Source organism: Streptomyces sp. NPDC039430 (assembly GCF_055639435.1).
On sequence record NZ_JBVKAK010000008.1, the window covers coordinates 1 to 26222 of the forward strand.

The 26222-nt window shown below is 70.8% G+C and carries 18 protein-coding genes and 2 pseudogenes; 8 read left to right on the forward strand and 12 right to left on the reverse strand.

Annotated features, from left to right (window positions below):
- Window positions 1-862: 862 nt before the first annotated feature.
- Window positions 863-2152: an MFS transporter gene (locus ACZ7LS_RS20900; protein ID WP_385137018.1), complete on the forward strand. Its 1290-nt coding sequence runs from the start codon at window positions 863-865 to the stop codon at window positions 2150-2152.
- Window positions 2153-2174: 22 nt separating this feature from the next.
- On the opposite strand, the pseudogene ACZ7LS_RS20905 reads toward ACZ7LS_RS20900, so the two are convergent.
- The 6 genes and pseudogenes from ACZ7LS_RS20905 to ACZ7LS_RS20930 form a co-directional block, all read right to left on the reverse strand.
- Window positions 2175-2980 (reverse strand): annotated as a pseudogene (locus tag ACZ7LS_RS20905) (IS5 family transposase).
- Between the two features lie 95 nt (window positions 2981-3075).
- Window positions 3076-4095 carry an AraC-like ligand-binding domain-containing protein gene (locus ACZ7LS_RS20910; RefSeq protein WP_382527937.1) on the reverse strand — a complete coding sequence of 340 codons (1020 nt, stop codon included), beginning with the start codon at window positions 4093-4095 and terminating at the stop codon, window positions 3076-3078.
- Window positions 4096-4499: 404 nt separating this feature from the next.
- Entirely contained in the window at window positions 4500-5150 is a 651-nt protein-coding gene (locus tag ACZ7LS_RS20915) for a cysteine hydrolase family protein (protein WP_385137016.1), read from the reverse strand.
- Between the two features lie 119 nt (window positions 5151-5269).
- The gene (locus ACZ7LS_RS20920) at window positions 5270-5434 is read right to left on the reverse strand and encodes a hypothetical protein (protein WP_382667238.1); all 165 of its coding nucleotides are present in this window, start codon (window positions 5432-5434) and stop codon (window positions 5270-5272) included.
- Window positions 5431-5613: a hypothetical protein gene (locus ACZ7LS_RS20925; protein WP_385137014.1), complete on the reverse strand. Its 183-nt coding sequence runs from the start codon at window positions 5611-5613 to the stop codon at window positions 5431-5433. Before ACZ7LS_RS20925 ends, ACZ7LS_RS20920 begins: the two co-directional genes overlap by 4 nt.
- 2048 nt (window positions 5614-7661) lie before the next feature.
- Window positions 7662-8162 (reverse strand): hypothetical protein, encoded by a 501-nt coding sequence (locus ACZ7LS_RS20930; RefSeq protein WP_382667244.1) that lies wholly within the window; start codon window positions 8160-8162, stop codon window positions 7662-7664.
- Window positions 8163-8717: 555 nt separating this feature from the next.
- Here ACZ7LS_RS20930 and ACZ7LS_RS20935 point away from each other — a divergent pair.
- Window positions 8718-8858 (forward strand): annotated as a pseudogene (locus tag ACZ7LS_RS20935) (capsule biosynthesis protein CapD); the annotation flags it as partial.
- Between the two features lie 117 nt (window positions 8859-8975).
- Here ACZ7LS_RS20935 and ACZ7LS_RS20940 read toward each other — a convergent pair.
- Window positions 8976-9191 (reverse strand): alpha/beta hydrolase, encoded by a 216-nt coding sequence (locus ACZ7LS_RS20940; protein WP_385137012.1) that lies wholly within the window; start codon window positions 9189-9191, stop codon window positions 8976-8978.
- Window positions 9192-9197: 6 nt separating this feature from the next.
- On the reverse strand, window positions 9198-10091 hold the full coding sequence (locus ACZ7LS_RS20945; RefSeq protein WP_385137010.1) for an alpha/beta hydrolase: 894 nt from the start codon (window positions 10089-10091) through the stop codon (window positions 9198-9200).
- A gap of 102 nt (window positions 10092-10193) precedes the next feature.
- On the opposite strand from ACZ7LS_RS20945, the gene ACZ7LS_RS20950 reads away from it, so the two are divergent.
- Window positions 10194-10784, forward strand: a complete 591-nt coding sequence (locus tag ACZ7LS_RS20950; RefSeq protein ID WP_382667249.1) for a TetR/AcrR family transcriptional regulator — start codon at window positions 10194-10196, stop codon at window positions 10782-10784.
- A gap of 220 nt (window positions 10785-11004) precedes the next feature.
- On the opposite strand, the gene ACZ7LS_RS20955 is transcribed toward ACZ7LS_RS20950, so the two are convergent.
- The 3 genes from ACZ7LS_RS20955 to ACZ7LS_RS20965 all read right to left on the reverse strand — a co-directional run bounded on the left by ACZ7LS_RS20955 (window position 11005) and on the right by ACZ7LS_RS20965 (window position 14903).
- The gene (locus ACZ7LS_RS20955) at window positions 11005-11883 is read right to left on the reverse strand and encodes a copper homeostasis protein CutC (protein ID WP_385130200.1); all 879 of its coding nucleotides are present in this window, start codon (window positions 11881-11883) and stop codon (window positions 11005-11007) included.
- Entirely contained in the window at window positions 11880-13403 is a 1524-nt protein-coding gene (locus tag ACZ7LS_RS20960; RefSeq protein ID WP_385130202.1) for a M81 family metallopeptidase, read from the reverse strand. The genes ACZ7LS_RS20955 and ACZ7LS_RS20960 overlap by 4 nt, the downstream gene beginning before the upstream one ends.
- Before the next feature lie 252 nt (window positions 13404-13655).
- Window positions 13656-14903 (reverse strand): ROK family transcriptional regulator, encoded by a 1248-nt coding sequence (locus ACZ7LS_RS20965; RefSeq protein ID WP_385130204.1) that lies wholly within the window; start codon window positions 14901-14903, stop codon window positions 13656-13658.
- A gap of 316 nt (window positions 14904-15219) precedes the next feature.
- On the opposite strand from ACZ7LS_RS20965, the gene ACZ7LS_RS20970 reads away from it, so the two are divergent.
- From ACZ7LS_RS20970 to ACZ7LS_RS20990, 5 genes are all read left to right on the forward strand, one after another.
- A complete protein-coding gene (locus tag ACZ7LS_RS20970) occupies window positions 15220-17037 on the forward strand; it encodes a peptide ABC transporter substrate-binding protein (RefSeq protein ID WP_385130206.1) in 1818 nt (605 codons plus the stop codon).
- Window positions 17038-17208: 171 nt separating this feature from the next.
- Complete coding sequence (locus ACZ7LS_RS20975) at window positions 17209-18168, forward strand: ABC transporter permease (protein WP_129770042.1); 960 nt, start codon at window positions 17209-17211, stop codon at window positions 18166-18168.
- Window positions 18165-19064: an ABC transporter permease gene (locus tag ACZ7LS_RS20980; protein ID WP_382527906.1), complete on the forward strand. Its 900-nt coding sequence runs from the start codon at window positions 18165-18167 to the stop codon at window positions 19062-19064. The genes ACZ7LS_RS20975 and ACZ7LS_RS20980 overlap by 4 nt, the downstream gene beginning before the upstream one ends.
- Window positions 19061-20839 (forward strand): dipeptide ABC transporter ATP-binding protein, encoded by a 1779-nt coding sequence (locus ACZ7LS_RS20985; protein WP_385130208.1) that lies wholly within the window; start codon window positions 19061-19063, stop codon window positions 20837-20839. The genes ACZ7LS_RS20980 and ACZ7LS_RS20985 overlap by 4 nt, the downstream gene beginning before the upstream one ends.
- Before the next feature lie 62 nt (window positions 20840-20901).
- On the forward strand, window positions 20902-21822 hold the full coding sequence (locus tag ACZ7LS_RS20990; RefSeq protein WP_385130548.1) for an ROK family protein: 921 nt from the start codon (window positions 20902-20904) through the stop codon (window positions 21820-21822).
- A 28-nt stretch (window positions 21823-21850) separates the two neighbouring features.
- Here the strand turns inward: ACZ7LS_RS20990 and ACZ7LS_RS20995 are convergent, their stop codons facing one another.
- Window positions 21851-26221 carry a CHAT domain-containing protein gene (locus tag ACZ7LS_RS20995; RefSeq protein ID WP_385130210.1) on the reverse strand — a complete coding sequence of 1457 codons (4371 nt, stop codon included), beginning with the start codon at window positions 26219-26221 and terminating at the stop codon, window positions 21851-21853.
- Between the last annotated feature and the right edge of the window lies 1 nt (window position 26222).

Genomic DNA, 26222 nt, shown 5'->3' on the forward strand with positions numbered 1-26222 from the left:
CCTCCATCCTCACCTCCCTCGACCTCACCCCCACCCGAGGCCACACCATCCACACCCAACTCACCACCACCCCACACCACTAACCCAACACACAAAGCCACCCCCGATTCCGTGAGATCCCCCGCCGCGTCCAGCAGGCCCGCTCGCGCAAACGGTCCCGGGCGGCGGCCCACTGTGCAGTGGGTGCACCTGCCGGAGAGCTACGGCAACTGACGAGGGGTCTGCAACCGGCCGCAGATGTGGGCTGCCAATGGCATTTGGGCGCGGGTGTTCACCGTGCTGATGGTCCGGTTCGGCGCGGACGGGGATCTGAGCTGGGCAGTCTCGGTGGATTCCACGATCGTGCGTGCCCGCCGGCACGCGGCCGGAGCCCGCAAAAGGGGCCCCGGCCGGCGGGCCCGCCGGTCACGCCATCGGCCGGTCCGAGGGCGGACTGACCACGAAGGTCCCCCTCCCCGCCGACGACCGCTGTCGGCCGTTGCCGGCCATTGCCGGCCATTGCCGGCCGATGGCGTTCTACCTGACCGCGAGGCGGGCCGGTAACGCACCTGCGTTCCCCGCCGTGATGGGCCGCGTACGGGTTCCCCGCCCGCTGGGGCGGCCCCCCGTAGTTGGGCCCCGGGCGTCTCCCGGGGATACGTGGTGGTAACGGGATCGATAGTGCCGTGGTGTCGCCAGTGCGTCGTTGGCTTAGAACTCCTAACGAAATAGACCTGATTCTTGACCAGAGCGAGTAAAGCTCCAGCGGACTGCGCAGTTCACCCCGAGGCGGGCACCACGACGAGCGGGCCCAATGTCAGTGCCGTGTGGCACTGTCGCCCCATGATCACCGTCATCAGCCGGATCAATCGGGGGGTGCCCAATGTCGGCCAGCGATGAGGCTGCCGAGGGGGCTGTGGAAGCCTGTGGCACCCCAGTCCCGGAGGTGTGTGACGAGAGGCAGGGCCAGGATCGGCTGCCTTGGACCTACGTGCTGTGGCTCATCGGCATCCTGGTGTCACTCGTCGGCAACGCGATCTTCTACTTCGCTCTCGGCTGGGCAGCCAGCGAGTACGGCGGGAGCATCGCTGGGCTTACACTGAGCGCGATCACACTGCCCCGCGTTCTGCTTCTCCTCGTCGGGGGAGCGGTCAGCGACCGCATCAGCGCACGCCGTGTACTGATCACCGGCGATGCGGCAATGCTGATCTTCTCGCTCATTCTTGCGGCCGCAGCCTACTCCCTCGGTGCCCCGCCCTTGTTGCTCATAGCAACAGGCGTTGCGGTCGGCGTCGTCGACGCGTTCTATCTACCGGCCTCCGGGTCCATGCCCCGTCGACTGGTGGCCAAGGAGCAGCTGCCTCGTGCGTTGTCCCTGCGGCAGGTCGGCGGCCAGGTGATCAACATGGGAGGCGGTCCGCTGGCCGGCGTGCTGGTCGGCCTGGCCGGGTTCGCGGGCGCGGCTGTCGTCAACGCGGTCACCTTCGCCTTCACCCTCGTTGTCCTGACCGCCGTCCGCCCACAGCACGAAGTGCCTCCGGCCCCAAGGACGTCCGGTCTCCTCAAGGAGGCCATGAGCGGGGTAATGGTGGCCTTCTCCCATCCGGTGCTGCGCCCAGGTCTGTGGCTCACCGGAGCAGCGGCTGGTTTCCTGCTGCCCGTGCTGTCCCTGCTGGTCCCCTTGCTCGCACGAGAGGAGGAGTGGAGCGCGGGAGCCGCCGGGCTGGTGTTCGGAGCGCAGGGAGTGGGCATGGTGGCGGTCACTCTGGTGGTCGTGAAGCGCGGACCGCTGGGGCGGCCCGGTCTGATGGCGGCGAGCGCGCTGGTCCTGGCGGGCGTGGGCGTCCTCGCGCTCGGGCTCTCTCCCAGCGCGACAGGAGCCATAGTCGCCGGTTTGATCATTGGCGTCGGTAACGGGACCTTCTCCGCGCACATCGCGCCCCTGGTTCTCGCGTCATCGCCCGACACCCACTTGTCGCGCATCCAAGCGGTGCTCGTGCTCGTGCAGAGCTTGGCCCTGTTACTCATGAACAACGTGCTTGGCGCGCTTGTCGACCTTGAGGGCGCCACTGTCATCCTTGTCGTCTGCGCCGTCATGCTCGTCGGTGTGGGGCTTGCAGGTCTGGCCTCTAGCCCGCTCCGAAACGACCGCACGGGACTGGAGCACCGCTGATCCCAACCGTCACTGGCAAGTGCTACCGCAGCGATTTCAGCCGCCGCCAACAGATCAGAGTGCAGCCGAGGATGAGGAAAGCCTCGTGGATGTCATCGTGTATCTCCCAGCGAATCCGAAGTCGGCGGAAGAATGCGGGTGGGCGAACGCGCGCTCGACAAGCCACCGTTGAGCTCCCAGACCGGAGCCGTGCGCCGTGCCCCGGCGAGCGATCATTGGCTTCACTCCGAGATCCCAGACCAGGCGGCGGTATTTGTCGTGGTCGTAGCCGCGGTCGCCGAGCACCGCGTCCGGGCGGCGACGGGGCCTGCCGCGATTGCCCCGTACCGAAGGAACCGCTTGCAACAGCGGGTTCAGCTGGGTGATGTCGTTGCGGTTGCCACAGCAAGCGGGGCGGGATGCCGGTGGCGTCGGTGATCAGATGACGCTTGCTGCCCGTCTTACCCCGATCAACGGGGCTTCGTCCGGTCTTGGTCCCCCTTTAACGCACGGACGTGGGAGCCATCGACCGCCGTCCGAGAGAAGTCCAGGGCGTTCGCGCTGCGGAGCTTGGCAAGGAGAACCTCGTGCAGCCGGGTCCATACCCCGGCCCCCTGTCCACTCGGCCAGGCGGCGCCAGCAGGTCATGCCCGAAGCGAAGCCGAGTTCCTGCGGCAGATGTTCCCAGGCAATCCCGGTGTGCAGTACGAACAGGATGCCCTGGAACACCAGCCGGTCTGGATGCCGCTTGCGTCCCGGATGCAGGACTCGACGCTGAATCTTGGGCAACAGCGGCGCGATCACCGCCCACAGCTCGTCGTCTACTTCCCACGGCTTCGGCCGAGCCACCCCGCACCCCCGGATCAGCGGTTCCGGAGTGATCCAACCACTTCGAAGATCATTTCGTTAGAAGTTCTTAGAGGCCACACTTCTTGACGCTGCGCCTACATCGCAGTCCCCAGCGCCGGCACCGTTGTTGGCCTCGTATCCGAGGGCGCATCGCAGTGGGCCTGGTGCCGGTAGTCGCGGGGCGAGAGACCATAGGCGGTAGTGAAGGCGCGGGTGAAGGCTGCGTGGTGGGTGAAGCCCCAGCGGGCGGCGATGCGGTGGACAGGGACCGTGTGCTGGGCCCGGTCGGCCAGGTCGCGGCGGGCGTGTTCCAGGCGCTGGTGACGCACCCAGGCCGAAACGGTGAGGTCCTGGTTCCGGAAGAGGCTGTGCAGGTAGCTGGTTGAGATGTTGTGCGCGGCAGCGATCGCACCGGGTGTGAGACCCGGGTCGTGCAGATGGTGCTGGATGAACGTCCGGATGCGCAGGGGCAGGGTCCGGCGATGAGTCTCGGGCGGCAGGTCATCGTCGGCATCGAGGTGATGGGCCAGCGTGGCGGTGAACAGATCGATCAGGATCGTCTCCAGCCGCTGTTCGTCAGCGGGCTTGTACGAGCCACTGTCGTCGGCCAGGCGGGCCAGGAAGCCGGCGAGCTGTGCGCCCATCCCTTCCTGTGCCGACATCCGGCGGGTCAGCAGTCGGCCGACGGCGTGCGCGGGTAAGGGCACGAGCGTCTTGGGCACTTCGAGCCCCACGCCGCGAAGGGGCCCGCCGAATACACGGCATTCATAGGGTTGTGAGGTGTCAACGACGTACATCTCGTTGGCGCCGTGTACGGCTTCGCGCCCGGCTTGTGAGATGGCCATCGAACCATTCATCGGTAGGGAAAGGTGATAGTTCTCCGGATCGGACTGCCGGATCAGCTTGGGAGTCCGCCGACAGCGCATCGGCCGCCGCATACCTCCCGGCCAGATCGAGAGCGAACCGAGTTGGAGGAGTCTCGTCTCCGCGCGGAATGTGGAGTCGTAGTCGCTGTTCATGTCCATGGGACATAGCAGCCGGGTCATGCACTCACGCCAGTAACCGAATCGCTCCGCTGCGGGCACTCCCTCGGTCCGGAACACCGTCTCGATCATCGCCTTCTCCTCTCGCGAGAGGGGCGCGGCGCTGGTTCGTACGGTGAGGCCCCTGGACCCCCGTGGCCGCGGACTCCATGGAACCGGGCTTCCATGGTGCACTCCTTTACCCCGTCGTTGTTGGTGGTCATGCCTCTTGGACGGGACAGCTCCCGCCCGTTGTGACACGAACGAAAGTGACCTGCGTCTCCCCTCTCGCACGGCGGCAGGGAACTCCACGCCGACGTTCAGGTCCCCCGCCGGCACGCTGCCCCGGGCCCCGGGCATCCCCGAGCCGGACGACACGGCAGCTCTTCCGCCGCACGAACCACCCGCCGGACATCGCGGGCAGCGTCGCGCGGCAACTGTCCGGTCACGTCCAGCCGTCGCTGTCCACCCCGGGACCGGCCGGCCGCGTGCCTGTGTCACGTAGCCACTGCGTGCGGCTGCGCGCCAACAGCCTTGACGAACTCATCCGTGGTGAGGATGGCGTGGGCGTACTGCGGCGCGTTCACCTCGAACGTCGCCTTCATCTCGTCCCAGCTGAAGGAGCCGATGGCGTCCCTGATCAAGGTGACGTGGAAGCCGAGCTCCTGCCCGAAGCGCGCCGTGGTGTCCACACAGGTGTTCGACTTCATCCCGATGATCACGATCTTCCGGATGTGGTGCTGCTTGAGCATCAGGTCAAGATCGGTGTTGGCGAATCCGCTGGAGGACCAGTGCTGGTGCATGATCAGCTCGTCCTCGCGGGGCTGGAAGTCCGGGTGCCACTGGGCGCCCCAGCTTCCCTTCGCGAAGGTCTGTCCCTTGACGACACGCTGCTGGGTCGGCGACAGATGGTCCCAGCCGAGGTAGTCGCCCGGCTCCGTCTGGTGGTGCGGCACGATGAAGACGCGGAAGCCCCGTTCGCGGGCCATGGCGAGCATGGTGCGCATGTGGTCGAGCAGGTCTACGCCTTCTGCCACCTCCTTGGCCTGAGGCCAGAGCTTCCCGCCCTCCGACAGGAAGTCGTTGTAGGGGTCGATGATCAGCAGAGCTGTCTGATCTGGAGGGTAGGTTGTCGTGTCGGGGGTCACCGTTCCTCAGTCCCATCACATTGCGAACGAAGAGGGAGAGGCCGACGGTCGCTTGGCGTCCCTACGCGGGACACCGGAAAATGGAGCCCGGCCCACCCCTGCGGCCAAGTTCCTTCCTTTTATGCGGCCGTGAGAGCCGCGTTCTCGATGCTCTTGGCGAAGTCGGGGATTTCCAGCCTGTTGCGCGCTGTTGAGGCGACCTTGTGGGCCTCGGACGCCTGATCGAAAGTGAGACCGGCCCTCTCCAGGAATCCCAGGAATTCGTCGGTGGGATGCACGGTCACCTCGTTGGTGAATTCCAGTCCGTCACCATCCGGAGGTTGTCGCCGGGGGCGCAGCGCCGGTACTCCGCGTCCGGAATGCTCAGCAGCCACTTGACGATATCAACCTTGTCCGCAGGCGAGTTGATCCGGGATCTGACGGCGGACTGCGCGAGAAGAAGGTCGTCGCGTATCTTCGTCATCGCACATTCCTCCACGCGGGTTGATTCCGAGGACAGAGCGACCGTGTCACCTCGACGAATCCACACCGTGGCCGCCATTGCGACCCGAGCCTGCACTTCGGCCCACGCTTTCCAGCTTCTCACTCCCGTGTGTTCGCGGCATCCTGCGGATCGTGCAGCGGCCCAGCCCGCTCACGAACGCCCCGACGGAGCGATCATCCGCGGTCCGGCTCGTGCGGGTGGATCGGCTCCACGCACCGCCGACGGCATCGCGGCCGTGCTGGACGGCGAGCGGCGTAGGGCCTTCTGACGCGAGCTTCTGGCCGCGGCACCGGAGGACGCCGAAGGCTGTCCAGCGCCGCTGGTGGTGCGAGGCGATGCTGGGTCTTCGGCGCGATCATCGCCCGCTTGGCCGCGACGGATCGCTCGGTGTTGCCGAGTACGTCATCGTCGCTGACGCCGACCCGCCACACTGTGTCCTGACCCGAGTCCAGCTGTGCTGACGAGCCCGTGTCGCCGTGTCAGCGCGATGATCGGCCGACTCCGGAGCGGTGCCGGCCGGCGGCACGGGGCGCCCCCGCTCAGAGAAGCACCACGATCTCATCGAGTTGGGGGGCGACGAGAGCGCCCGTCGTGACTGACCGGCTCTGCCTCCGGCACTCGACGGACAAGCAGACCGACGCCCGGAGCGCCACGCCCTGGCGGCGCCACTCACCGCCGGCGCCCCGACATGCGAGGACCCGGCGACCTCCAGCCGCGTCCTGTCGCTGTACCGGACCGGGTTCAAGCATCCGCTCGACGAGGCCGCCGTCGGCGACACGATCCGTATCGCCGACGCCGCGAGGCCGTTCCGGTCGGTGGCGAACATCATCGCCCTGCGGCCGGTGCTCTCCGGCGCGGGCCGCACCTGCGGGGGTGGGGTCGGGGCCGCTGTCCGGGATCGACCTCGCCCCGGACGACACGGACACCAGGATGATGGTCTCCGCGCCTGGAGCACCCCGCCGTCGGCCCCCTGGCGCCGAGCGGGGTCGCCGTACGCGCGGCCGCCGCGCCCCCGGAGAAGGACGCCGGTCACGGGCACTTCTTCCTCTTCCTCGGTGCCGTCGAACTCACCGAGCGTGGGCGTCGACCGCCCGCGAGCGCGGGCAGACGCTGCTTCTTGTCGCCACGGTCGGACCGCTCACCGCGCTCCGCGACCTCGCCGACGACGATGATGGGGAATGTGCTCGACCTCCTCGATGACCGCCTGATTCGTGGCGGCGTGCCCGGTCGACACCCCAGCGGCCGGGCACGCCCCCCTCCTCCCCCCGGCGAAGAACGGGCCCGCGCTCAACGGGCCTCCGGCCCGGCGGGTGGGTGCAGTTCCCGGCGGAGTGCACCCCCGTCCAGGTATGAGGCCACGGTCCGCGCCGGCTCAAGCAGCCACCGCACCACCAGGTCGTGCGCGGGCGGGTCCGTCCAGTCAGTCCATCCACACGGTCCGGGCGAAGGGCCGCATCTGCTTGGCAGGGGACGCGTGACGGGTCGAACATCCGGCTCGACGACCTGAAGGTCCTGTACGAGGTCCTGTACGTCACCGACGCCGACCGCGCGCACTACGCCGACGGCCTGGAGGCTTATCGGGCGACGTACGACGACGTCGAAGCCCCGGACGCCCCAGGGGCGTGGACCACCAAGGTCGCACCCTCCGACGCCTGAGACCAGCTGACTACCGGCGGACTACCGGCAGCGCTCGGAGTTTCGGAACGGAAATGAGCGGTGGCGGCGGTTCCGCTCGCTTTCATGCCGTCGATCGCCCGGCTCCGTCACGGGGTTGACGTCGCATCCGATGCGAGACCCTCGCGTCGAATGCGAGCCGGTGGCCACCTGGCCTCTGGGGATGATCCGTACCGTTGTCAGTGGTACGGATCATCCCCGGACAGCTACATGCGGCTGGTGACGGCGTTCTGACCGGCACCCCGACAACGCGGGGCGTTCCGTCGTTCTGGAGTCTCCCGATTCCTACCGTCAACGGGCATGACGGAGGTGGGAAACCCCGCAGGGCTCACGCCACCTCGACAGACTCCGGTTCAGACGCTCGGTGAAATGCCGAGAGAAACGCCGTTGATCGCCCCTGCCGAGTTCACCGGGGCAGCGTGGGTGATGGTCCGTCCGAAGCACACCGACCAGGACTTCGCGCCCACCCCCGATGACGAGCATGTCCACTCGTTCAGGTAACCGCTGGAGTTCGCCAGGTCCATGGCCGCTGTCGCACGGTAGGAACTGGATCGTTCGTTGCGCACGATCACCGCCCCCTGTACGCCGTTCCCGTTCCCGTTCGACGCCCTGACCGCGCAGACCTGAGCGAGCACATCGGTCTCGATGTGGATCGTACGGGCGCAACGCCAGAGGCTGGTGCTGGAAGTGATCGGGTTCGTGTTCCCGTAGGGTCGCCAGCTGCCGCTCTCCGCAGCCGCGGCGGGGCCGGCGGTCGCCAGACTCAAACCGACGACAGCGGTGAGTGCGGCTGTCGACCCTGCGACCATCCGGGTAACTCGCGTGCTGATCCGTCGTGCTCGTTTCACGTTCATGTTTTCTCCCCGTTGGGCCTCGGGTGCTTCCCTGAGGCTGGTGGTGTTGACGGGGTCGATACTGCCGTGGCGCCGACGGCACGTCGTTGGCCGAGAGTCCACACGTCTTGACGATGCGTCTACAAGCAGCCCCGAGTGGCGGCGCCGGCTTTGGCGCTTCACCTTTTGCCCGCAGTCGTGGCCGCAGCCGCAGCCCCGGCGGGAGTAACAGGACGGCGGTGAAGAGGCGGAAGACAAGCGGCCCGGAACGCCGAAGACCTGGATCACTGCTCCGATCACCATGCCGGGGACGGCGCCCGCGACGAGCAGACGGGTCAACGGCCCACCCAGGCGTCCGGCCTTGTGATGGCGCAGCCATCGGGCCGAATCCCCGCCCCCTCGTTCTCGACCTGAACTCCGCAGCCGGCGGCCGATCGGCGCGCGTGAGCCAAGTGCTCTGCGGCAAAGGCGGGTTGAAGAGGGAGAAGAACGGCTTGGGCGACCAGCAGGGCTCCGGGGCTTTGTCGGGCTTCGGCCTCTTCGCGGCCTCCCTCAACGACGCACGCATGTCACCGCCGCGTGCCCTATGCGGACGTCGGCCTCCCCACGATCCATCCTGCGGACATCGCATCGGTGGCTCGGGCTGCGTTGACAGGGCCCGGCCACCGCGCGCGTACCCCGCTCGCCGCTCGCCGGTCGCCGCTCGCCCAGCGTCGTGGTGGACCGGCCGGGTTGAGCATGAGCCTCGGCAGCTGGTGCACACCGTGCCATCCGTGGCGTCCCACGCCCCATCGTGGGTACGTGGCGGCGGAGTCGTCCAGGATCTCGGCTCCGCTATGTCGCCGGCTCCACGGCGCCGGGGCCCGCCTGGAGGGTGGACAGGGTGCGCGGAAGCCACTCGGAGATGATCTCCAGGACTTCGGGGAGTCTGGTGACCGCGCAGTGCCCGGTGTCGGGCAGCAGGTGGACCTCCGTAGCGCGGCGCCCTTCGAACACCAGGGTGTCTTCTTGCGGAACGTGGACGTCGTCGGCGCCGTTGACGACGAGCATCGGTGCCTAGCCTTCCTGGTCCAGGAGCGGCCGCAGCGAGAAGGCCGCCAGCGCCGCGAACAGGTCGTCGGGGCTGGGCTGCCGGTCGAAGCCCAGGGCGTTGCCGACGATGCCGTCCATCCCGAAACGGGCGAGGCGGCCGCCGTCGAACGCCGCTTCGACCGGTCCGCCCAGCACGATGGCCGCATCCGCCTCACCGGCCAGTCCGGAGCGGGCGGAGCAGTGGCCGCCCATCGAGATGCCCACGTGCGCGACAATGCCGTTGCCCAGGGTTCGGGCGTGCCCGAACAGGCCGCGGATGATCTCCGCACCGTCCGGGCTCATCGGCACCTGCGAGTCGCCGGTCCCGGGGATGTCGAAGGCGACGACCGGCAGGCCGGTGTGCGCGCACAGAGCCGTCAGCAGGCCGGTGTGCGCGCAGAGAGCCGTCAGCAGGCCGTGCACATCCATCTTCCAGCTGTCGACACCGCCGCTGACCAGCAGCACCGGCCCCTTTTCGGCGACAGCGGGCGGAGTGAGGACGTGCACCGGCACCCGCGTGAGGCCGCCCCGGTGGGGCAGGTCCAGAACGTCCCTGCGAAAGGGCAGTGCGAACCCGGGCGCCGCGAGCAGGTACTCCTCGGTCTGGCGGGCCAGAGCAGCCCGCTTGGCCCCATCGGCCAAGGTCGGGAACCGCGCCCATCCGTAGGCGAGCGCTGCAAGATCATGCGATCCGGCCGAGGCGTACCGCGCCGCGAGCGCCGACCACTGGTGCACCCACCCGCCGGGCTCGTCCGCCCACATGTCGGTGGTCGCGGCGCGCACCGCGTCCACGTCCGGGGCAGGCAGGCCGGCATTGACCATCTGTGGGTACCGCTCGGCGAACAGATCCTTCGCCTCCAGCGGCCACTGGTACGACATCGCGCCTTCCTTCGACCGTCACTAACGCAGAAGTACTGCGTTAATCGGGAAGGCAGCCCTCGTCCAACCAGTAACGCAACTTTCCTGCGATAGGGTACGAGGGTGAGTGACGAGTACGTCCGCCGCAGGACCGGCGGCCGATCCGCGCGGGTCCGCCAGGCCGTCCTGGACGCGACCCAGCAGGCCATGGCCGAGCACGGGCCGGACGCGGTCGGAGTTCCCGAGATCGCCCGTCGGTCCGGCGTCCACGAAACCTCGATCTACCGGCGGTGGGGCACACGCGAACACCTCGTCATCGACGCGCTCCTGGCGTACAGCCAGGAACAGATCCCCATCCCCGACACCGGATCCCTGCGTGAGGACCTCATCGCCTTCGCGGACTCGCTGGCCGCCTATCTGGACACCCCGTTCGGCAAGGCCCTCGCCCGCTCCATGTCGGCCGCGGCCGACGGTCAGGCCCTGGCCGAAAGCCGCGAGGAGTTCTGGACGTCACGGTTCACCCTGGCCAGGATCATGATCGACCGAGCCGTCAGCCGCGGAGAACTCCCCGAGGGCACCGACCCGGCGTTCATCCTCGAAGTCCTGATCGCGCCCCTGCACTTCCGGGCCCTGCTCACCCGCCGGCCCAACGATCGCCACCTCACCGGCAGGCTCGTCGACCTGCTGTTGTGCGCTGGAACGTCGCCTGCGTGACGGTCGGCGGCAAGAAGACCGCCGCCCCCGCCGGCGCCGGCGTGAACGCGAGCCCGTCCGCGTGTGTCATCGACGGCAGAGCCTCACGACCTCCATCAGCGTGTCCGCCGCGCGTCACGGCATCGACGCGGGCACACCCTCCAGCGCTCCGGGAGTCCGCGTTCCGACATGGACCGCGGACTCCCGGAGCGGCGCGCTGCGGCAGGGAGCGCCCGGCCGGTCAGCCGGACGCCCGCGATTCCAGCATGCTCCTGGCCTCGGCGACCACCGTCGGGTCGGTGACGAAGTGCGTGTCCTGCTCGGCGGAGGCGCCGGCGGCGCCGAGGGGGATCCACGCACCCCCGCGCCGGGGTTCGGCGCGGCGCTTCGCGGAGAGATGAACGGCGGCGACACCGGCGGCGGTCAGGGCCGGGATGTCGGCGGGGCGCACTCCGCCGCCCGCCATCACCTGCACTCCGGGCGCGGCGCCGACCATGGCGGCGAGCGTGGCGAGCCCCTCTCCGGCGGCCGGGGCGCCGCCGGAGGTCAGCACCCGGGTGAGCCCCAGGGCGGGCAACAGCGCGGCGGTGGCGACCGGGTCCGTGGACAGGTCGATCGCGCGGTGGAGCGTCACCTCGACGGGGCGGCCCGTGTCATGAGCCGCCGCGGCGAGGCGGGTGACGGCGTCGGTGTCGAGACCGCCGTCGGCGGTGAGCGCGCCGACGACCACGCCGGAGGCACCGGAGGCGATCACGGACCGCACCTCGGCGGCCATCAGGGCGATCTCCTCGGCGTCGTGGACGAAGTCGCCCGGTCGGCAGCGGACCAGGACCTGAACAGGCAGGCCCACGGCCGCGACCGCCTCGACGAGGGCGGCCGACGGGGTCAGACCGCCCAGTTCCAGGCCGGTGCAGAGTTCGACGCGATCGGCTCCGTGGTCGAGGGCGACACGGGCACCGGCCGGCGCGGTGACGGCGATCTCCAGTGTGGGCCGGCGGACCGGTCCGGCGGGGCCGGGCCGCCCGAGTCCGGCAGCCTCGTCGGCCGCCACCGGTGCCGGGAGGTGGCCCGAACCGCCGGTCCGGGGCAGGCCGGGTGGCCGTGTCGTGTGGTCGGTCATTCGTCGTCGCCGGTGAGCGGCTGGTCGGAGGCCGGGATGATACGGGCTGTCAGGTCCGGGTCGGCCATGTCGCGGTCGAAGGGGAACATCGGGCGGCGGATGCGGCGGTGGCCGAGGCGCACCAGGTCCTGGTCGACACCGCCGGGGGTGAGGGCCATCTTCCAGCCGGCCGACATGTCGAACAGCTCGGGTTCCAGGTAGCCGATCTTGACGATCACGATGCCGGCGGAGCGCGGGTCGAGGTCGAGGTCGGTGAAGTCGTGCTCGTGGTGGTACGGCTTGCGCAGCCTGGTGAGGATCGCGTACACGCTGCCGGCCCGGATGACGGCCTCGGTCTCGGCGTCCCGGTCGCCGTGCCGGATCGCGTGGACCACGCCGGTGAGGGTGACGGGACCGGCGTGCCGGTCGTCGACCTCGGCGCCGGCGGTGACGGTGACGGTGGCGCCGACCCCGGCGGCGACGGCGGTCTCGATCGCGGCGGGGCCGGGTACCGAGGCGTAGATGACGGTCGGCCCGTCCTCTTTCTGGAATTCAGGGCGCTCAAGCAGCCGGGTGAGGCCCCAGGTGACGTCACCGGCGCCGCCCGCGGTGGGGTTGTCGCCGGTGTCGCTGATGAAGTACGGCCGCTGGTCGGAGGCGAGGGCCTCGTCGAGGAGTTCGTCGTAGGTGCCGGTCCGGGCGACGAAGTCGAAGTCGTGGCGGGCGTTCCAGAAGCCCCGGGCGAGTCGTTCGGCCCCGGCCGAGACCGCCGCCGTGTCGTCGCCGGTGACGACCACGACGGCGCGGTTGCGGGGTTCGTCGGCCCAGGCGTAGCCGACCCAGATGGCGGCGTCCGTCACGCCGTCGGCGGCCTCGACCTCATCGACCGCCGCGTACACGCTCTTCGCGGGTTCGATCCGGGTGGAGGTCTGCTCGCCGGCCAGCAGCACCGGGACCGGCACCCACGCCTTGACCGGGCGGGGGGCACCGGACGCCAGCAGGTCGACCAGGTTGCGGACGGCACGCTCCTTGGTCTCCATGTGGTCCTCATGCGGGGCCATCCGGTAGCAGGTGATCAGGTCGCTGCGGTGCACGAGTTCGCGGGAGACGTTGCCGTGCAGGTCCATCGAGGTGGAGACGATCACGTCGGGGCCGACGGTGGCACGGATCCGCTCCAGCAGCACGGCCTCGGCGTCGTCGATCCCCTCCACGGTCATGGCGCCGTGGATGTCGTACCAGAGGCCGTCCAACCGGGGCAGCGCGGCGAGGCGCTCGATGAGCTCGTCGGTGAGCCCGGTCCAGGCGGCGGCGGTGACGGTACCGCCGGGCAGCGACTTGCCGACCAGAGCGCCGTGCCATTCGGCGGCCTCACGCAGTTCCTCGCCGGGGGCGAGGAAGGGGTACCGGTCGAAGATCTCGGCGCCGCGCGCGGGGTGGAAGGCGGGGGCTTCGGTGCGGGCCGGGGAGAAGGTGGAGGACTCGATGCCGAGCCCGGCGACGGCGATGACCGGGCGGGCGGCGGGGGTGCGGGTGTGCGACATAGCTCCTCGGACGGGGTGTGGTGCGTGAGGCCGGCTCCGCGGTCCGCCACGGGGGCGTACCGCGGACTTCGGTCTCCGGGCGGGTGCGGGGACTTGGGGTGTGGCCCCCGGACAAGGCCTCCTTGGCTCGGGGCTCGGGGGCCCGGAATCGGTGGCCCGCCAGGGAGCCTGCGTAAGGACCGCGGCTCGCGGGCGGGTAGTCGCCGTGGGCACGGAGTAATTTCCGGGGTTGCGAGGCTTTTCGCAGTGGCGTCAGGTCCTTCCTCGGCTCGTGGCGGTGTGGTGCCGGTCGTCGCCGGGTGCGGCGCGGCCGATGTCGCCGAGGGCGCGGGTCAGGGCGCGCTGCAGGGCGAAGAGTCCGGCGCCGACCAGGCCGGCGTCGGCGCCGAGACTGGCCCGCTCGATGGTGAGCTGTTCGGTCACCAGCGGGTGGCAGCTCTCGTAGAGCTTGCTGCGCACCGCGGCGACGAACGGTTCGAGGGTGGAGAGGATGCCGCCGAGGTAGACGGCGTCCGGGTTGAAGAAGTTGACGTTCGCGGCGAGCACCTGGCCGAGGTGGTCGCCGGCCCTGCGGACGGCGCGGGTGGCTTCCGGGTCGGCGTCGGTGGCGAGTCGTACCACGTCCTCGGTGCTGGCGACGTCGAGACCGCGTTCGCGCAGGATGCGGACGAGCGCGGCGCCGGACGCCACCGTCTCCAGGCAGCCGGTGTTGCCACAGGAGCAGGGGATGTCGGCGCCGCCGTCGATGCGGATGTGGGTGATGTCGCCGGCGGCTCCGGTGGCGCCCCGGTAGAGGCGACCGTCGGCTATGACACCGGCACCGATCGCCGAGCCGATCTTCACCATGATCGACTGCCGGTGCTCGGCGGGCCTGACACTCTGCTCGCCGACCACCATGCAGTTGGCGTCGTTGTCGACGGCGACCGGGACCCCGAAGCGCTCCTCCAGCCAAGCGGCGACCGGGAAGCGGTTCCAGCCCAGCATCCGGGACGGCATGACGACGGCGCCGGAGTTGACGTCCACCGGACCGGGCAGCGAGAGCCCGACGCCCCGGAGCCGGTCGCGTCCACGCTGCTCGGCCAGGGACTCCAGGTGCTCGACGAGCCTCGGCAGGGCGGCCTCGGGACCGTCGGCGACCTCGAACGGGACGTTGGCGACGTCACGGACACCGCCGCCCGGGAGCACCACACCGATCCGGGCATGGCGGCCGCCGACATCGGCGGCGACGGCGTACTCGTCGTTGCTGCCCGCCCTGAGGACCCTGCGGGGACGGCCGCCGGTGGAGGACTGGGTGCCCTCCTCGGCTATGAGCCCTCGCTCGACCAGCTGAGCCACGGTGAGGGAGATGGTGGAGGCGGCCGTGCCGAGGAGTTCCGCGAGTTCGGCGCGGGACGACGCCTGGCCCGAGGCGACGAGTTCGAGGACCCGCACGGCGAGCGTGGTCGTGCCCTTCTGGGACACGCCCTTGGTGGTCTTGTCCCGTGCACTTATTTCAGTCATGTACGAAGTAACTTCCGCAACGGTGTGTGTGACGGAGACAGTACGCCCCGTCCAGGCGGGCGAGGAACAACTTTACGAAGAAAGCAGAGAGCGTCGACACGACTCAAATCGCCCCAAATTGACACATAGATACCTCCCGAGGCATCTGGAGCGGATGGATGTGACCTTATCGAGATCACAGAAACTTACTTTTTACTAATTCTTGTTTGTTTGTTCGGCACGGCCGTCGTTGACTGTCGCCGTACACAGCGCCGACCCCGCGGCGCCGACCCGGTCTCCCGGGACGTATGCGGGTCCTTTCACTCTGAGGAGAGTAATGTCCCTTGCTTACAAGGCCGCAGGCCGCCGCTGGGCCCTCGTCGCGGGTGCCGCCGTCACCACCGGCGCGCTGCTCACCGGCTGTTCCGGCGGCGGCACCTCGTCGTCCTCCGGCTCGGCGTCGTCGGACACCATCAACTACGCCCTCCCGGCGAACTTCACGCCGAACTGGATCCTCCCGGTCGGCACCGCCTCGCACCTGAACACCAACAACTCCTCCATATCCCAGGCCGTCTGGGAGCCGCTGATCGCGTACGACGGCTCCACCGGCAAGGTCGGATGGAACAAGGACAACTCGCTGGCCACCGACGCGAAGTTCGCCGCGGACAGCAAGAGCGTGACGATCACCCTCGGCGATCGTCACTGGAGCGACGGCAAGCCGGTCACCTCGCGCGACGTGGAGTTCTGGTTCCGCCTGGTCAAGGCCAACAAGGAGGACTGGGCGAGCTTCAGCCCGGGCAAGGCGCCGGACAACTGGACCTCCTTCAAGACGACCGACGACACGCACTTCACGATCACTTTCGACAAGGCGTACAACCAGGAGTGGATGCTCGCCAACGAGCTGAGCATGATCCGCCCGATGCCGCAGCACGCCTGGGACAAGACCAGCGACCCCGGCGCCGTCTCCGACCTGGACCGCACCCCCGCCGGTGCCAAGAAGGTCTGGACGTATCTCAACAACGCCGCCAAGAAGATCTCCGGCTACGCGACCGACCCGTTGTGGAAGACGGTCAGCGGCCCGTACACCATCAAGTCGTTCTCCACCGCGGGCAAGGTCGAGCTGACCGCCAACGCGAAGTACGACGGCGGTGGCAAGGCCAACATCAAGAACGTCAATCTGCTGCCGTTCACCACGGCCGACGCCGAGGCGAACGCCCTGCGCGCCGGCACCGTCGACTACGGCTACATCAACGCCACCGACCTGAGCCAGGAGTCGTCCTTCAAGGCCAAGGGCTACTCGGTGAAGCCGTGGACCGGCTGGGCGATCACCTACATGCCCTACAACTTCAACAACCCCGCCATGGGCCCGGTGTTCAAGCAGTTGTACGCCCGCCAGGCGATCCAGATGTCGGTGGACCAGACCACCCTCTCCAAGGTGGTCTTCAACGGCACGGCCGTCCCCACCTACGGCCCGGTCCCGCAGGGCCAGGACTCGTCCTTCGTCTCCCCGGAGCAGAAGACCAACCCGTACCCGTTCGACACGGCCAAGGCGAAGAAGCTTCTCACCGACCACGGCTGGACCGAACAGGGCGGCACCATGGTGTGCACAAGCCCCGGCAGCGGCGACAACCAGTGCGGCGCGGGCGTCGACAAGGGCACCAAGTTCGAGATGCAGGTGCTGTCCCAGTCCGGCTCGACCGTGACCGACAACATGATGAGCGCGCTGCAGTCGTCGTTCGCGAAGACCGGCATCACGTTCAGCGTCAAGACCGCCCCGGTCAACTCCGTCCTGTCGCAGTCCGGCCAGTGCACCGCCGACGAGTCGGGCTGCGCGTGGCAGCTGTCGTTCTTCGGCACCGCGGGCAGCTGGTACTTCCCCGCCTACCCGAGCGGTGACTCGCTCTTCGCCACCGGCGGTGGCTCCAACTTCGGCAGCTACTCCAACGCCGAGGTCGACAAGCTGATCACCGAAACCACCACGTCCTCCTCGAACGAGGCGGTGCGGAAGTACAGCGCCGCGCTCGCCAAGGATCTCCCCGTCATCTGGCTGCCGGAGCCCGACTACCAGATCTCCGTGGTCAAGGACGGCCTCGGCGGCTTCGCCCAGGACTCCCTCGCCAACTTCCACCCCGCCATGTGGAAGTGGACCAAGTAAGCCCGGTCGGTGCCCGCGCGGGCCTGCGGAGCCGCCCGTCCACCCCGGACGGGCCGCCCCGGGACCCGCGCGCACCCCTCGCGCCCCCGCCACACCGGCACCCGCCACGCCGACACCCCACGTCGCAGTGACGCCCGCGCGCACCACAGAGACGAAGCGACCGGAAAACACATGAGCACTTCCTCGTATCTGATCAGACGCGTCCTGCAGGCCGTCGCGGTGATCGTCATCGTGACGATTGTCGTCTTCGGCCTGCTGCACGCCCTGCCCGGAGGCCCCGCGCGCGGGATCCTCGGGCCGCAGGCCACCGCACAGCAGATCGCCCACTTCAACCACGAACAGGGCCTCGACAAACCTCTGCCCGTGCAGTACTTCTACTACCTCGGCCAACTGCTGCACGGCGACCTCGGGACCTCGTACACCCTCAACGAGCCGGTCTCCCAGCTCATCACCGAGCGGCTGCCGAAGACCCTGGTCCTCACCATGCTGTCGGCTCTCGTCGGCCTCGTCCTCGCCATCCCGATGGGCATGTGGCAGGCCGTGCGCCGCAACAAGCCGGTGGACTACGTCATCACCACGCTGAGCTTCATCGCCTACTCCACGCCCGTGTACTTCCTCGGGCTGATCCTGGTGCTGGTCTTCAGCCAGGGGCTGGCCTGGTTCCCGTCGCAGGCTCCGCAGGGCGAGACGCTGGGACAGGTGATCTCCGAACCGCAGGCCCTGGTGCTGCCGGTGGTCGCCGGGGCGGCCTCCATGGTCGCGGTGTTCAGCCGCTACATGCGGGCGGCCACCCTGGAGAACCTCTCCGAGGACTACGTCCGCACGGCCAGGGCCGGCGGCTCCCGCGCCCGAGCCATCCTGTGGCGGCACGTGTTCCGCAACTCGCTGACGCCCGTGGTCGCCATGCTCGGCTACTACGTGCCGGTGCTCTTCGGCGGTGCACTGGTCGTCGAGCAGCTCTTCAACTATCCCGGCATGGGGCTGCTGTTCTGGACCGCGGCGCAGTCCTCCGACTACCCGGTCCTGCTGGGCTGCGTCCTGGTGATCGCCGTCGCCACCGTCGTCGGCACCCTGCTCGCCGACATCGTCCAGCGGATCATCGACCCCCGAGTGAAGGCAGGCCGGGCATGAGCGCCGTCATCCAGCCGGACATGGGCCGGGCGAAAGCCGCACCGCCGCGCGAGGCCTCCGGCGCGCGGCTCGCCGTCCGCCGCTTCCTGCGCAACAAGCTGGCGGTCGTCGGACTCGCCGTCGTGGTCTTCTTCTTCCTGTTCTGCTTCGCCGGTCCGCTGGTGTACTCCACCGACCAGACCCACACCATGCTCCAGCAGGTCAACCTCGCCCCCAGCGGCGCGCACTGGCTCGGCACCGACGCGGTCGGCCACGACGAGCTGGGCCGGCTGATGTACGGCGGCAAGGTCTCCCTGACCGTCGGCGTCGCCGCGGGCGTCCTCGCCACCGTCATCGGCACGCTGTGGGGCGCCGCCGCCGGTTACGCGGGCGGCTGGATCGACGCCGTGATGATGCGGGTCGTCGACGCCGGCATCGCCATCCCCGCGCTGTTCATCCTGCTGGTGGTCTCCGCCATCGCCACGCCGGGCCTGACCGGTCTCGTCGTCATCCTGGGCCTGGTGTCCTGGCTGGTGCCCTCCCGGCTGGTCCGCGCCGAGACACTGACCCTGAAGAACCGCGACTACGTCCTGACCCTGCGTGCCACGGGCGGCACGCACGCCCGGGCGATCCTGCGCCACATCCTGCCGAACTCGGTCTCCACCATCATCGTCGCCGCGACCTTCCAGGTCGCCGACGCCATCCTGCTGGTCGCCTATGTCTCCTATCTGGGCATGGGAGTCCGGCCGCCACAGACCGACTGGGGCGGCATGCTCTCCGCCGGTCTCACCGCCGCCTACTCCGGCTACTGGTGGCTCATCCTGCCGCCCGGCCTGGCCATCATCCTTGTGGTGTGGGCGTTCAACGCGATCGGGGACGGACTCCGCGACGCATTCGATGTGAGGGGACGCGGATGACCGCCACCACCAAGGGCTCCGCCGCCCGCACCGCGGCATCCGGCCCGATCCTCGAACTCGACGACCTCGGCGTCGTCTTCACCACCGAGACCGGCGACGTACCCGCGGTCAAGGGCGTGTCCCTCCAGGTCCGGCCGGGCGAGACGCTGGCCCTGGTCGGCGAGTCCGGCTCCGGCAAGTCGACCATCGCGCTCGCCGCGATGGGCCTGCTCGACGGGAACGCCCACGCCACCGGCAGCGCCGTCATCGCGGGCACCCAGATCGTCGGCGCCTCGGAGAACGGCCTCGCGGCGCTGCGCGGCAAGACCGTCTCCATGGTGTTCCAGGAGCCGGCCACCGCACTCGACCCGCTCACCCGCATCGGGAAGCAGATCACCGAGGTGATCCGCAACCACCGCGAGGTGTCCGCCAAGGACGCCGCCGCCGAGGCCGTCGAACTGCTGCGCCGGGTCGGCATCCCCGAACCGGAGAAGCGCGTCCACACCTACCCGTTCCAGCTCTCCGGCGGACAGCGCCAGCGGGTCGTGATCGCCATGGCCATCGCCAACGAGCCCGGCCTGCTCATCGCCGACGAGCCGACCACCGCCCTCGACGTGACCGTGCAGGCCGAGATCCTCGACCTGCTGCGCCGGCTCGCCGCCGACACCGGCACCGGCGTGCTGCTCGTCACCCACAACATGGGAGTCGTGGCCGACTTCGCGGACCGGGTCGCCGTCATGTACCGCGGCGAGATCGTGGAGACCGGATTGGTCGAGGACGTCCTGCTGCGCCCCGCCCACGACTACACGCGCCGCCTGCTGGCCGCCGTGCCCCGGCTGGCCGTCACCGAGGCCGCGGACGGCACCAGCCGCCCGGCCGCGTCCGTACCGGCCCGGACGGACCGTTCCGCGGCCGAGCCGTCGGCCCCGCCTGCCGGGCCCGGCGGCCCCGCGGGCGAACCGGTGGTCGAACTGCGTGACATCGACGTGGTGTTCGGCCGCGGCAAGGCCGCCGTACGCGCCCTCGACGGAGTGTCGTTCCCGGTCGGGCCGGCGGAGACGCTGGGCCTGGTCGGCGAGTCAGGCTCCGGCAAGTCCACCGCCGCCCGGGTCGCGCTCGGCCTGATCCCGCCCACCTCCGGCACCGTCTCCCTGTTCGGCGCCGACCTCGGCCGCACCCGCGCCCGCGCCCGCCGCGCCCTGCGGGCGGGCATCGGTGTCGTCCTCCAGGACCCGGTGGCCTCCCTCGACGCGCGGATGACCGTCGGCGAGTGCGTCGCCGAGCCCCTCCGGGTGCACCGTCGCGACCTGTCCGCCAAAGACCGGCAGGCCAAGGTCGCCGCCGTCCTCGACCGGGTCCGGCTGTCACGCGAACTCGCCCGGCGCGCGCCTCGCGAACTCTCCGGCGGACAACGCCAGCGGGTCAGCCTGGCCCGAGCCCTGATCCTGGAACCCAGGCTGCTGGTCGCCGACGAACCCACCAGCGCGCTCGACGTGAGCGTGCAGGAAGCGGTCCTGGAGGTCATCACCGAACTCCAGGACGAACTCGGCTTCGCCTGCCTGTTCGTCTCCCACGACCTCGCCGTCGTGCAGCACTTCGCGCAGCGCGTCGTCGTGATGCGCGCGGGCCGCATCGAGGAGCAGGGCTCCACCGGGACGACGCTGCTGCGTCCGGAGACCGACTACACACGGCGTTTGCTGGCCGCGGTGCCGGTGCCCGACCCGGTGGTCCAGCGGGGCCGCAGGGCCCAGCGCCTGGCCACCCTCGCGGCCGGCCGTACGGAGGCCCAGGCGTGACCGGACCGCTCCTGACCCCCCGCACCCCGCGGGACCCGGCCCTTCCCACCACTCTCCGGCCGCTGATCGCCGGCATCGACATCGGCGGCACCACCACCCAGGTGGTGGTCTGCTCGGACGACCTGACCGTCCTCGACCGCGCGGAGGCCCCCACCCCGGCGCTTGAGGGCGGCCGGGCCATGGTCGGCGCCGCGCTCGGCGCACTCGCCCCGCTGCTGGCCCGCACCCCGGGCCGCCTGGTGGGCGCGGGAATCGGCGCCGCCGGGGTGGTGGACTCCGCGAACGGCCGCATCCTGGTCGCGAGCGACTCCTTCCGCGGCTGGGCCGGCTTCGCCGTCACCGCCGCCGTCGAGGAGGCCCTGGGGGTCCCGGCCTTCCTGGACAACGACGTCAACGCCTTCCTCCACGGGGAAGTCTGCGCCGGGGCGGTACGCGGCGAGGCAGACGTCCTCGGCATGACCCTGGGGACCGGCGTCGGCGGCGCTCTGTGGACCAACGGCGCCCTGTTCGTGGGTCCGCACGGCGCGGCCGGCGAGATCGGGCACATACCCGGCTTCGGTGACCTGCCCTGCTCCTGCGGCGGCCGGGGCCACTTGGAGACGCTGGCCTCCGGCCGCTCCATCGGGGCTCGTTACGCCGACCGCACCGGCCGGCGCCTCACCGCGCGTGAAGTCGCCGAGGCCGCCGCCCATGGCGACGAGGACGCGCTCGCGGTGTACCGCGCCGCGGGAGCGGGCGTCGCCCACGCGATCGTCATCACGGCGGGCGTCGTCGACATCACCACGGTGGTCGTCGGCGGCGGCGTCAGCCGCGCCTGGCACCTGCTGGAGCCCGCCATCCTGTCAGCCCTCGCCGTCGACCCGCCGGTCAGCGGCCACCCCGTCCGCCTGGTCCGGGCCGCCCTGGCCTCCGACGCCGTCGCGGTCGGCGCCGCGGCCCGCGCCCGACGCGACCTGGGCACGGAGGTGAGGGCGACGGCGTAGGGAAGCGAGCCGCCCGCACGCGCCCGGTCTACGTCCCCGCGTGGACGTACGCCGCCCAGACGTGCGGCCGGTCCGGGATGCGGCGCCGCAACTGGCGGACCGTGTCGTGCAGGGCGTGCGCCGCGCTGACACTGTCGGCGGCCGTCGTACGGCGGTAGAAGTCCCGCGTCATGTGGTCCGCGTGCGTGCTGTCGATCTGCCACAGCGTGCCGACCGCCGTCGGAAAGCCCGCCAGCAGGAACGAACTCGTGATGTGGATGGTCTCGTCCGTGAGGCGTTCGGTGGTGCGTGCGGTGCCGCAGGCCGCCAGGAAGGCGAGCTGCGCCGAGCGCGGGCGGACCCGGCAGATCTCCAGGACCGAGACCGGATCGCCGCTGGGCAGGTGCAGGAGGGCGCCGGAGGGTTCCGCCGGGTCCGTCGCCGCGTGGCAGCCGAAGTGGGCCCACGAGGCGTCGTGCAGCGCGGCGAGCACGGCCTCGCGAGTGGCCGTCGGGCCGATCAGCGGCGGAGGTGCGCCCAGGAGTTCGGCCGCGTACCCGGCCGCCGCCGCGACGCCGGGTAGGTCGTCCTCGGGCGCGGCGACCAGCAGGGCGCTGCCGTGGTCGGCCGTGTCGCGCTGCCGGGACCGGGCGCGGGCGTACGCCAGGGTCCGCAGGCCCGGTACGTACGACGACACCACGGCGTCGAGTGCGGCGCCGCAGCCGTCGAGGCCGCAGCCGGGCTCCGTGCACTGGGCCGCGTGCAGCGGGAGGGCGCTGAAGGGCCCTGTCGGTACCCACCAGATGCGCGGCCAGTCGGCGTGCCGGGCCACGGGGTCCGCCGACCCGGCCAGTTCCAGCACCGGGCGTACGATCTTGTGCCACGTCCACGCCAGCGTCTCGCGGACCGTCCTGCCCGCGGCCACGAGCTGGAGCGGGGACGGACGGGACGTGCCGTGCGCGTTGATGGCGTCCACGGCGTCACGCAGTCGCCGTGCCGCGTCGGTGATCTCGTCGGCCTCGGCTTCGAGGTGGACGGCGGTGATCGACCGGTGGGTGATGACGAGGGCGTGGCAGAAGCGCCGGCCGTGGTTGAGGACCACGACGGGGCCGTCGGCCGCGAGCGCGCGCGACTCCCCGGCGGTGAGCGGACGCAGGAAGCTCTCGAATCCGGGCAGGGTGCGGACGCGCCGTACGAGTGTGTCGAGTTCGCGGGAGGTGCGCAGGCCTGCCAGCCGGGTCCACTCGGCGCCACCGGCGGCGGACGTCTCGGGTTCCGCGTCGAGTCGCTCGGTCAGCCGCTCGAACTCGTCGGCCAGTTCGGGGTGTGCGGAGCGCAGGTCGCCGATGTCGGCGCGGGCCTCGATCCGCCGGGCCAGCAGCAGTCCGCGGCCGCGCTCCAGGAGTTCCATGGCGCGGTCGACGTCGGGGCCCGCCACCGTGGTCTCCAGGGGGACGGGTTCGGGCGGGATCTCCCCCGCCTCGGCCGCGTGCACCGCCTGCTCAAGTGCCTTCAGCCGGGCGGGAATCCGGGCCGCGAGTTCGCGGCCGACGACATGGGCGAGGACCAGCTCGATGATCGTCCTGATGTCGCCCTCGAACGTCGACAGGCCGTGCTCGGCGGACGTCTGGTCGCTGCCCCGGTCGGTGAGGCCGGTCATGGCCTCGACGCCCGCTTCGAGATGTGCCAGGGCCAGGTCGACCCGGGGCTGTGCCCCGCTCAGCGCCCCCGCCGCGGCGCCGATCGCGCCGTGGGCCCGCATCCACACCGGGATCTCCGGGTCGCGCCACGCACCGGCGTCGGCCGTGCCGTCGCGCTGGGCCCGGACAGCCGTCAGGAAGGGGGCGAGGAAGTGGCCCGGGGTGCCCCAGGAGCGCGGGGCGCCCGTATCGGTGGGCAGCTCCGGGAGGCGGCCCCGGGCGATGATGTCGAGGAACATCCGCATCGTGGCCCCCTCGTCCGCCGGGGCCCCCTCCGGCGTCTCCGCCGAAAGGACACGGCTCAGCGCGTCCGCCTCGGCCAGCAGGGCCTCCGCCCGCTCCGGTTCGGTGGCGCGGAGCACGAACGCGCGCTGCGCGAGCGCCCGCGCGAGGGTCATCGCGATCATCGACCGCATCGGGTGTCCGGTGGGGCACTTCGCGAAGGTCGCCCGGCACTGGTCGACCATGGCGTCGCTGAGGTCCTGGCGCGGGCCGCCGCCCGGACCCACGATCTCCACGAAGTCCACGTAGGCGTCGCCCATCAGGTCGTACCAGGGCACGCCGTGCCCTGTGGGCGCGGCACGTATGACGTCCCGCATGCGGTGGGCGATCTCCCTGGCGCGTTCCAACTGGGCGGGCTCGTGGCCGAACAGGTAGTTCTGGAGGGCGTTGTGCAGCTCGGTGCGGGCGGCCAGCAGTTCCCTGTCGGTGCCGGACAGCCCCGGATGGCCGGGCGCGGGTTCCGTATCGGCCGCCGGCATGGCGGGTGCGTCCGGCGCCGAGGCGAGCAGAGCCGCCGCCTCACGCGCGCCTTCGGCGTCGAAGCTGCCGAGCGACACGGTCGTCAGCGCGTCCGCGAATATCTGGTTGAACTCACGCGGGATGTCGTCGGCGTGGGAGCGGGCGTAGCGCAGCAGCTCGACGACCTCCGCGAGCGCGGCGGGGTCGGCGCGGTCCGCGGAGCGGGCGGACAGGGCGGCGGCGAGCGCGGCGGAGAGGTACGGGCGCAAGGTGTCGTCGTCCTCGCCCATGTCGTCGAGGAGTTCGCGGATGATCTCGATGTCGGCGTCGAGGCTCCCGGGACCGTCCAGGCGGACATCGTCCATGCGGGCCAGCCGCTCCACCATCGCGCGCGTCTCCTCGTCCGGGACGCTCCCCGTGGTCACGGACAGGACGGCGATGGGCAGCGCCGCCGCGAACCTGCCCCGCCGCAGCAGCTCCGATGCCGGGAACCCGGGCGGGGCGCCGGCCGCCGCCTCCTCGGTCAGTTCCCGGGACTCCGCCGTGAGCAGCCCGGCCCTGGCCGGCGCGTCGCCGCGCAGGGCCTCGGCCCGCAGTCCGGTGAGCGCGGCCAGGACCGCGACGTAGGCGTGGCGGTGCGGCCGGTCGGCGGGGAGGGCGGCGAGGGCGGTGCGGTAGCGGGCGATCCGCGCGTCGGAGGCGTCGTCGTCGGGCTCGAACCCGGCGGCGAGGTCCATGATTTCGAGCCCGATGTCGACCGGGTCGCCGTCCCGTGCGGCGCGCTCTCTGAGCCGCGCCGCGACGCGCCTCTGAAGCGAGACGGTCCGTTCCAGGTCGCCCGGGTCGTCGCTCCGGCTCAGCTCCCGCAACTCCCGGTAGTCGGCGAGCATGTCGTGGTGCTCCTCGCTCAACGACCCGGTTGAAGCCAGCAGTTCCATGGCCTCCAGGGCGGCCGCCTCGTCCTCGCGTTCCCCCGCGAGTGCCGCGAGCGCCCGGCCGAGCGCGGTGGCGACCTCGGAGTGCGCGGGATGTGTGGCCGGGGTGTCGGCGAGGGCCGCGCGCAGCCGTCGGACGGCGCAGGCGACGCGGCTCGTGTCGTGTTCGGCGATGCCCGCGTCGGCGAGGGCCGCGCCGATGATCAGGTCCCGTTCGCCGGGCCAGGTGACGGGCCGGGTGTCCAGCACGCGCAGGAAGCGCAGCCCCTCGGCGGCCTCCGGGGTGAGCGCGCCGTCGGGTGCGGCCGCGACCAGCCGTTCGACCAGGGCGAGCCGGGGCGTGCCGAGCATCCGCGCGGCGTCCACCAGCGTGCGCAGGGCGGGCTCGGCGGCCGCCCTGGCCACGGCGGGGTCGAAGAAGCCGGGCCCTACGGCGGCGAGCCGCGTGCACACCGCGCGTCCGTACCGGGCGGCGGCGGCCAGCGCGTCCGGGTCGGCCGTGAGCTGGAAGCGTGTCACGTTCAGGCGGAGGGCGTGGACGGTCAGCTCCACCAATCCCGCGTGGTCCTCGGCCCGTACGTGCTCGAACGCCGTGTCCGACCAGACGAGCGCGCGATCGAGGGCGGTGGTCCTGTCCCGCTGGGGCCCGCTGCCCACGGCATCGGCGTACGCCGCGCTCATCAGGTGCGCGAACCGTGCCTCGTGGGACGGATCGGCGGGGTCGAAGCCTCTCCTCAGGGCCTCGGGGAGACCGGCGTCGTCAGGCAGACGCGGGCACAGGTGGCCGAAGGTACCGAGCACGACGGCCAGATCCTGCTGCGCTTCGGCGTCCTCGGCGTCCCCGGCGCTCTGGAGGCGGCCCCAGAAGGTCCAGAACACGTCGGCGAGCGAGTCGAGGCCGATCGGGTCCCCTGGCGAGGGCGCGGCCTGCCGCAGCAGGGCCAGCGCGTCGGCCGCGGCGTCCTGACCGCGCAGGGCTGCGGGATCCCGGCCGTTGTGAGCCGTGACGAGGCGTGCGACCACTCGTTCCCGAAACCCGGACATC

Bases quoted from the DNA above. Each gene is read 5' to 3' on its own strand.
- ACZ7LS_RS20900 (WP_385137018.1), top strand. From the start codon at position 863: ATGTCGGCCAGCGATGAGGCTGCCGAGGGGGCTGTGGAAGCCTGTGGC.
- ACZ7LS_RS20910 (WP_382527937.1), bottom strand. From the start codon at position 4,095: ATGATCGAGACGGTGTTCCGGACCGAGGGAGTGCCCGCAGCGGAGCGA.
- ACZ7LS_RS20925 (WP_385137014.1), bottom strand. From the start codon at position 5,613: ATGACGAAGATACGCGACGACCTTCTTCTCGCGCAGTCCGCCGTCAGA.
- ACZ7LS_RS20930 (WP_382667244.1), bottom strand. From the start codon at position 8,162: ATGAACGTGAAACGAGCACGACGGATCAGCACGCGAGTTACCCGGATG.
- ACZ7LS_RS20940 (WP_385137012.1), bottom strand. From the start codon at position 9,191: ATGCTCGTCGTCAACGGCGCCGACGACGTCCACGTTCCGCAAGAAGAC.
- ACZ7LS_RS20945 (WP_385137010.1), bottom strand. From the start codon at position 10,091: ATGTCGTACCAGTGGCCGCTGGAGGCGAAGGATCTGTTCGCCGAGCGG.
- ACZ7LS_RS20955 (WP_385130200.1), bottom strand. From the start codon at position 11,883: ATGACCGACCACACGACACGGCCACCCGGCCTGCCCCGGACCGGCGGT.
- ACZ7LS_RS20960 (WP_385130202.1), bottom strand. From the start codon at position 13,403: ATGTCGCACACCCGCACCCCCGCCGCCCGCCCGGTCATCGCCGTCGCC.
- ACZ7LS_RS20965 (WP_385130204.1), bottom strand. From the start codon at position 14,903: ATGACTGAAATAAGTGCACGGGACAAGACCACCAAGGGCGTGTCCCAG.
- ACZ7LS_RS20970 (WP_385130206.1), top strand. From the start codon at position 15,220: ATGTCCCTTGCTTACAAGGCCGCAGGCCGCCGCTGGGCCCTCGTCGCG.
- ACZ7LS_RS20975 (WP_129770042.1), top strand. From the start codon at position 17,209: ATGAGCACTTCCTCGTATCTGATCAGACGCGTCCTGCAGGCCGTCGCG.
- ACZ7LS_RS20980 (WP_382527906.1), top strand. From the start codon at position 18,165: ATGAGCGCCGTCATCCAGCCGGACATGGGCCGGGCGAAAGCCGCACCG.
- ACZ7LS_RS20985 (WP_385130208.1), top strand. From the start codon at position 19,061: ATGACCGCCACCACCAAGGGCTCCGCCGCCCGCACCGCGGCATCCGGC.
- ACZ7LS_RS20995 (WP_385130210.1), bottom strand. From the start codon at position 26,221: ATGTCCGGGTTTCGGGAACGAGTGGTCGCACGCCTCGTCACGGCTCAC.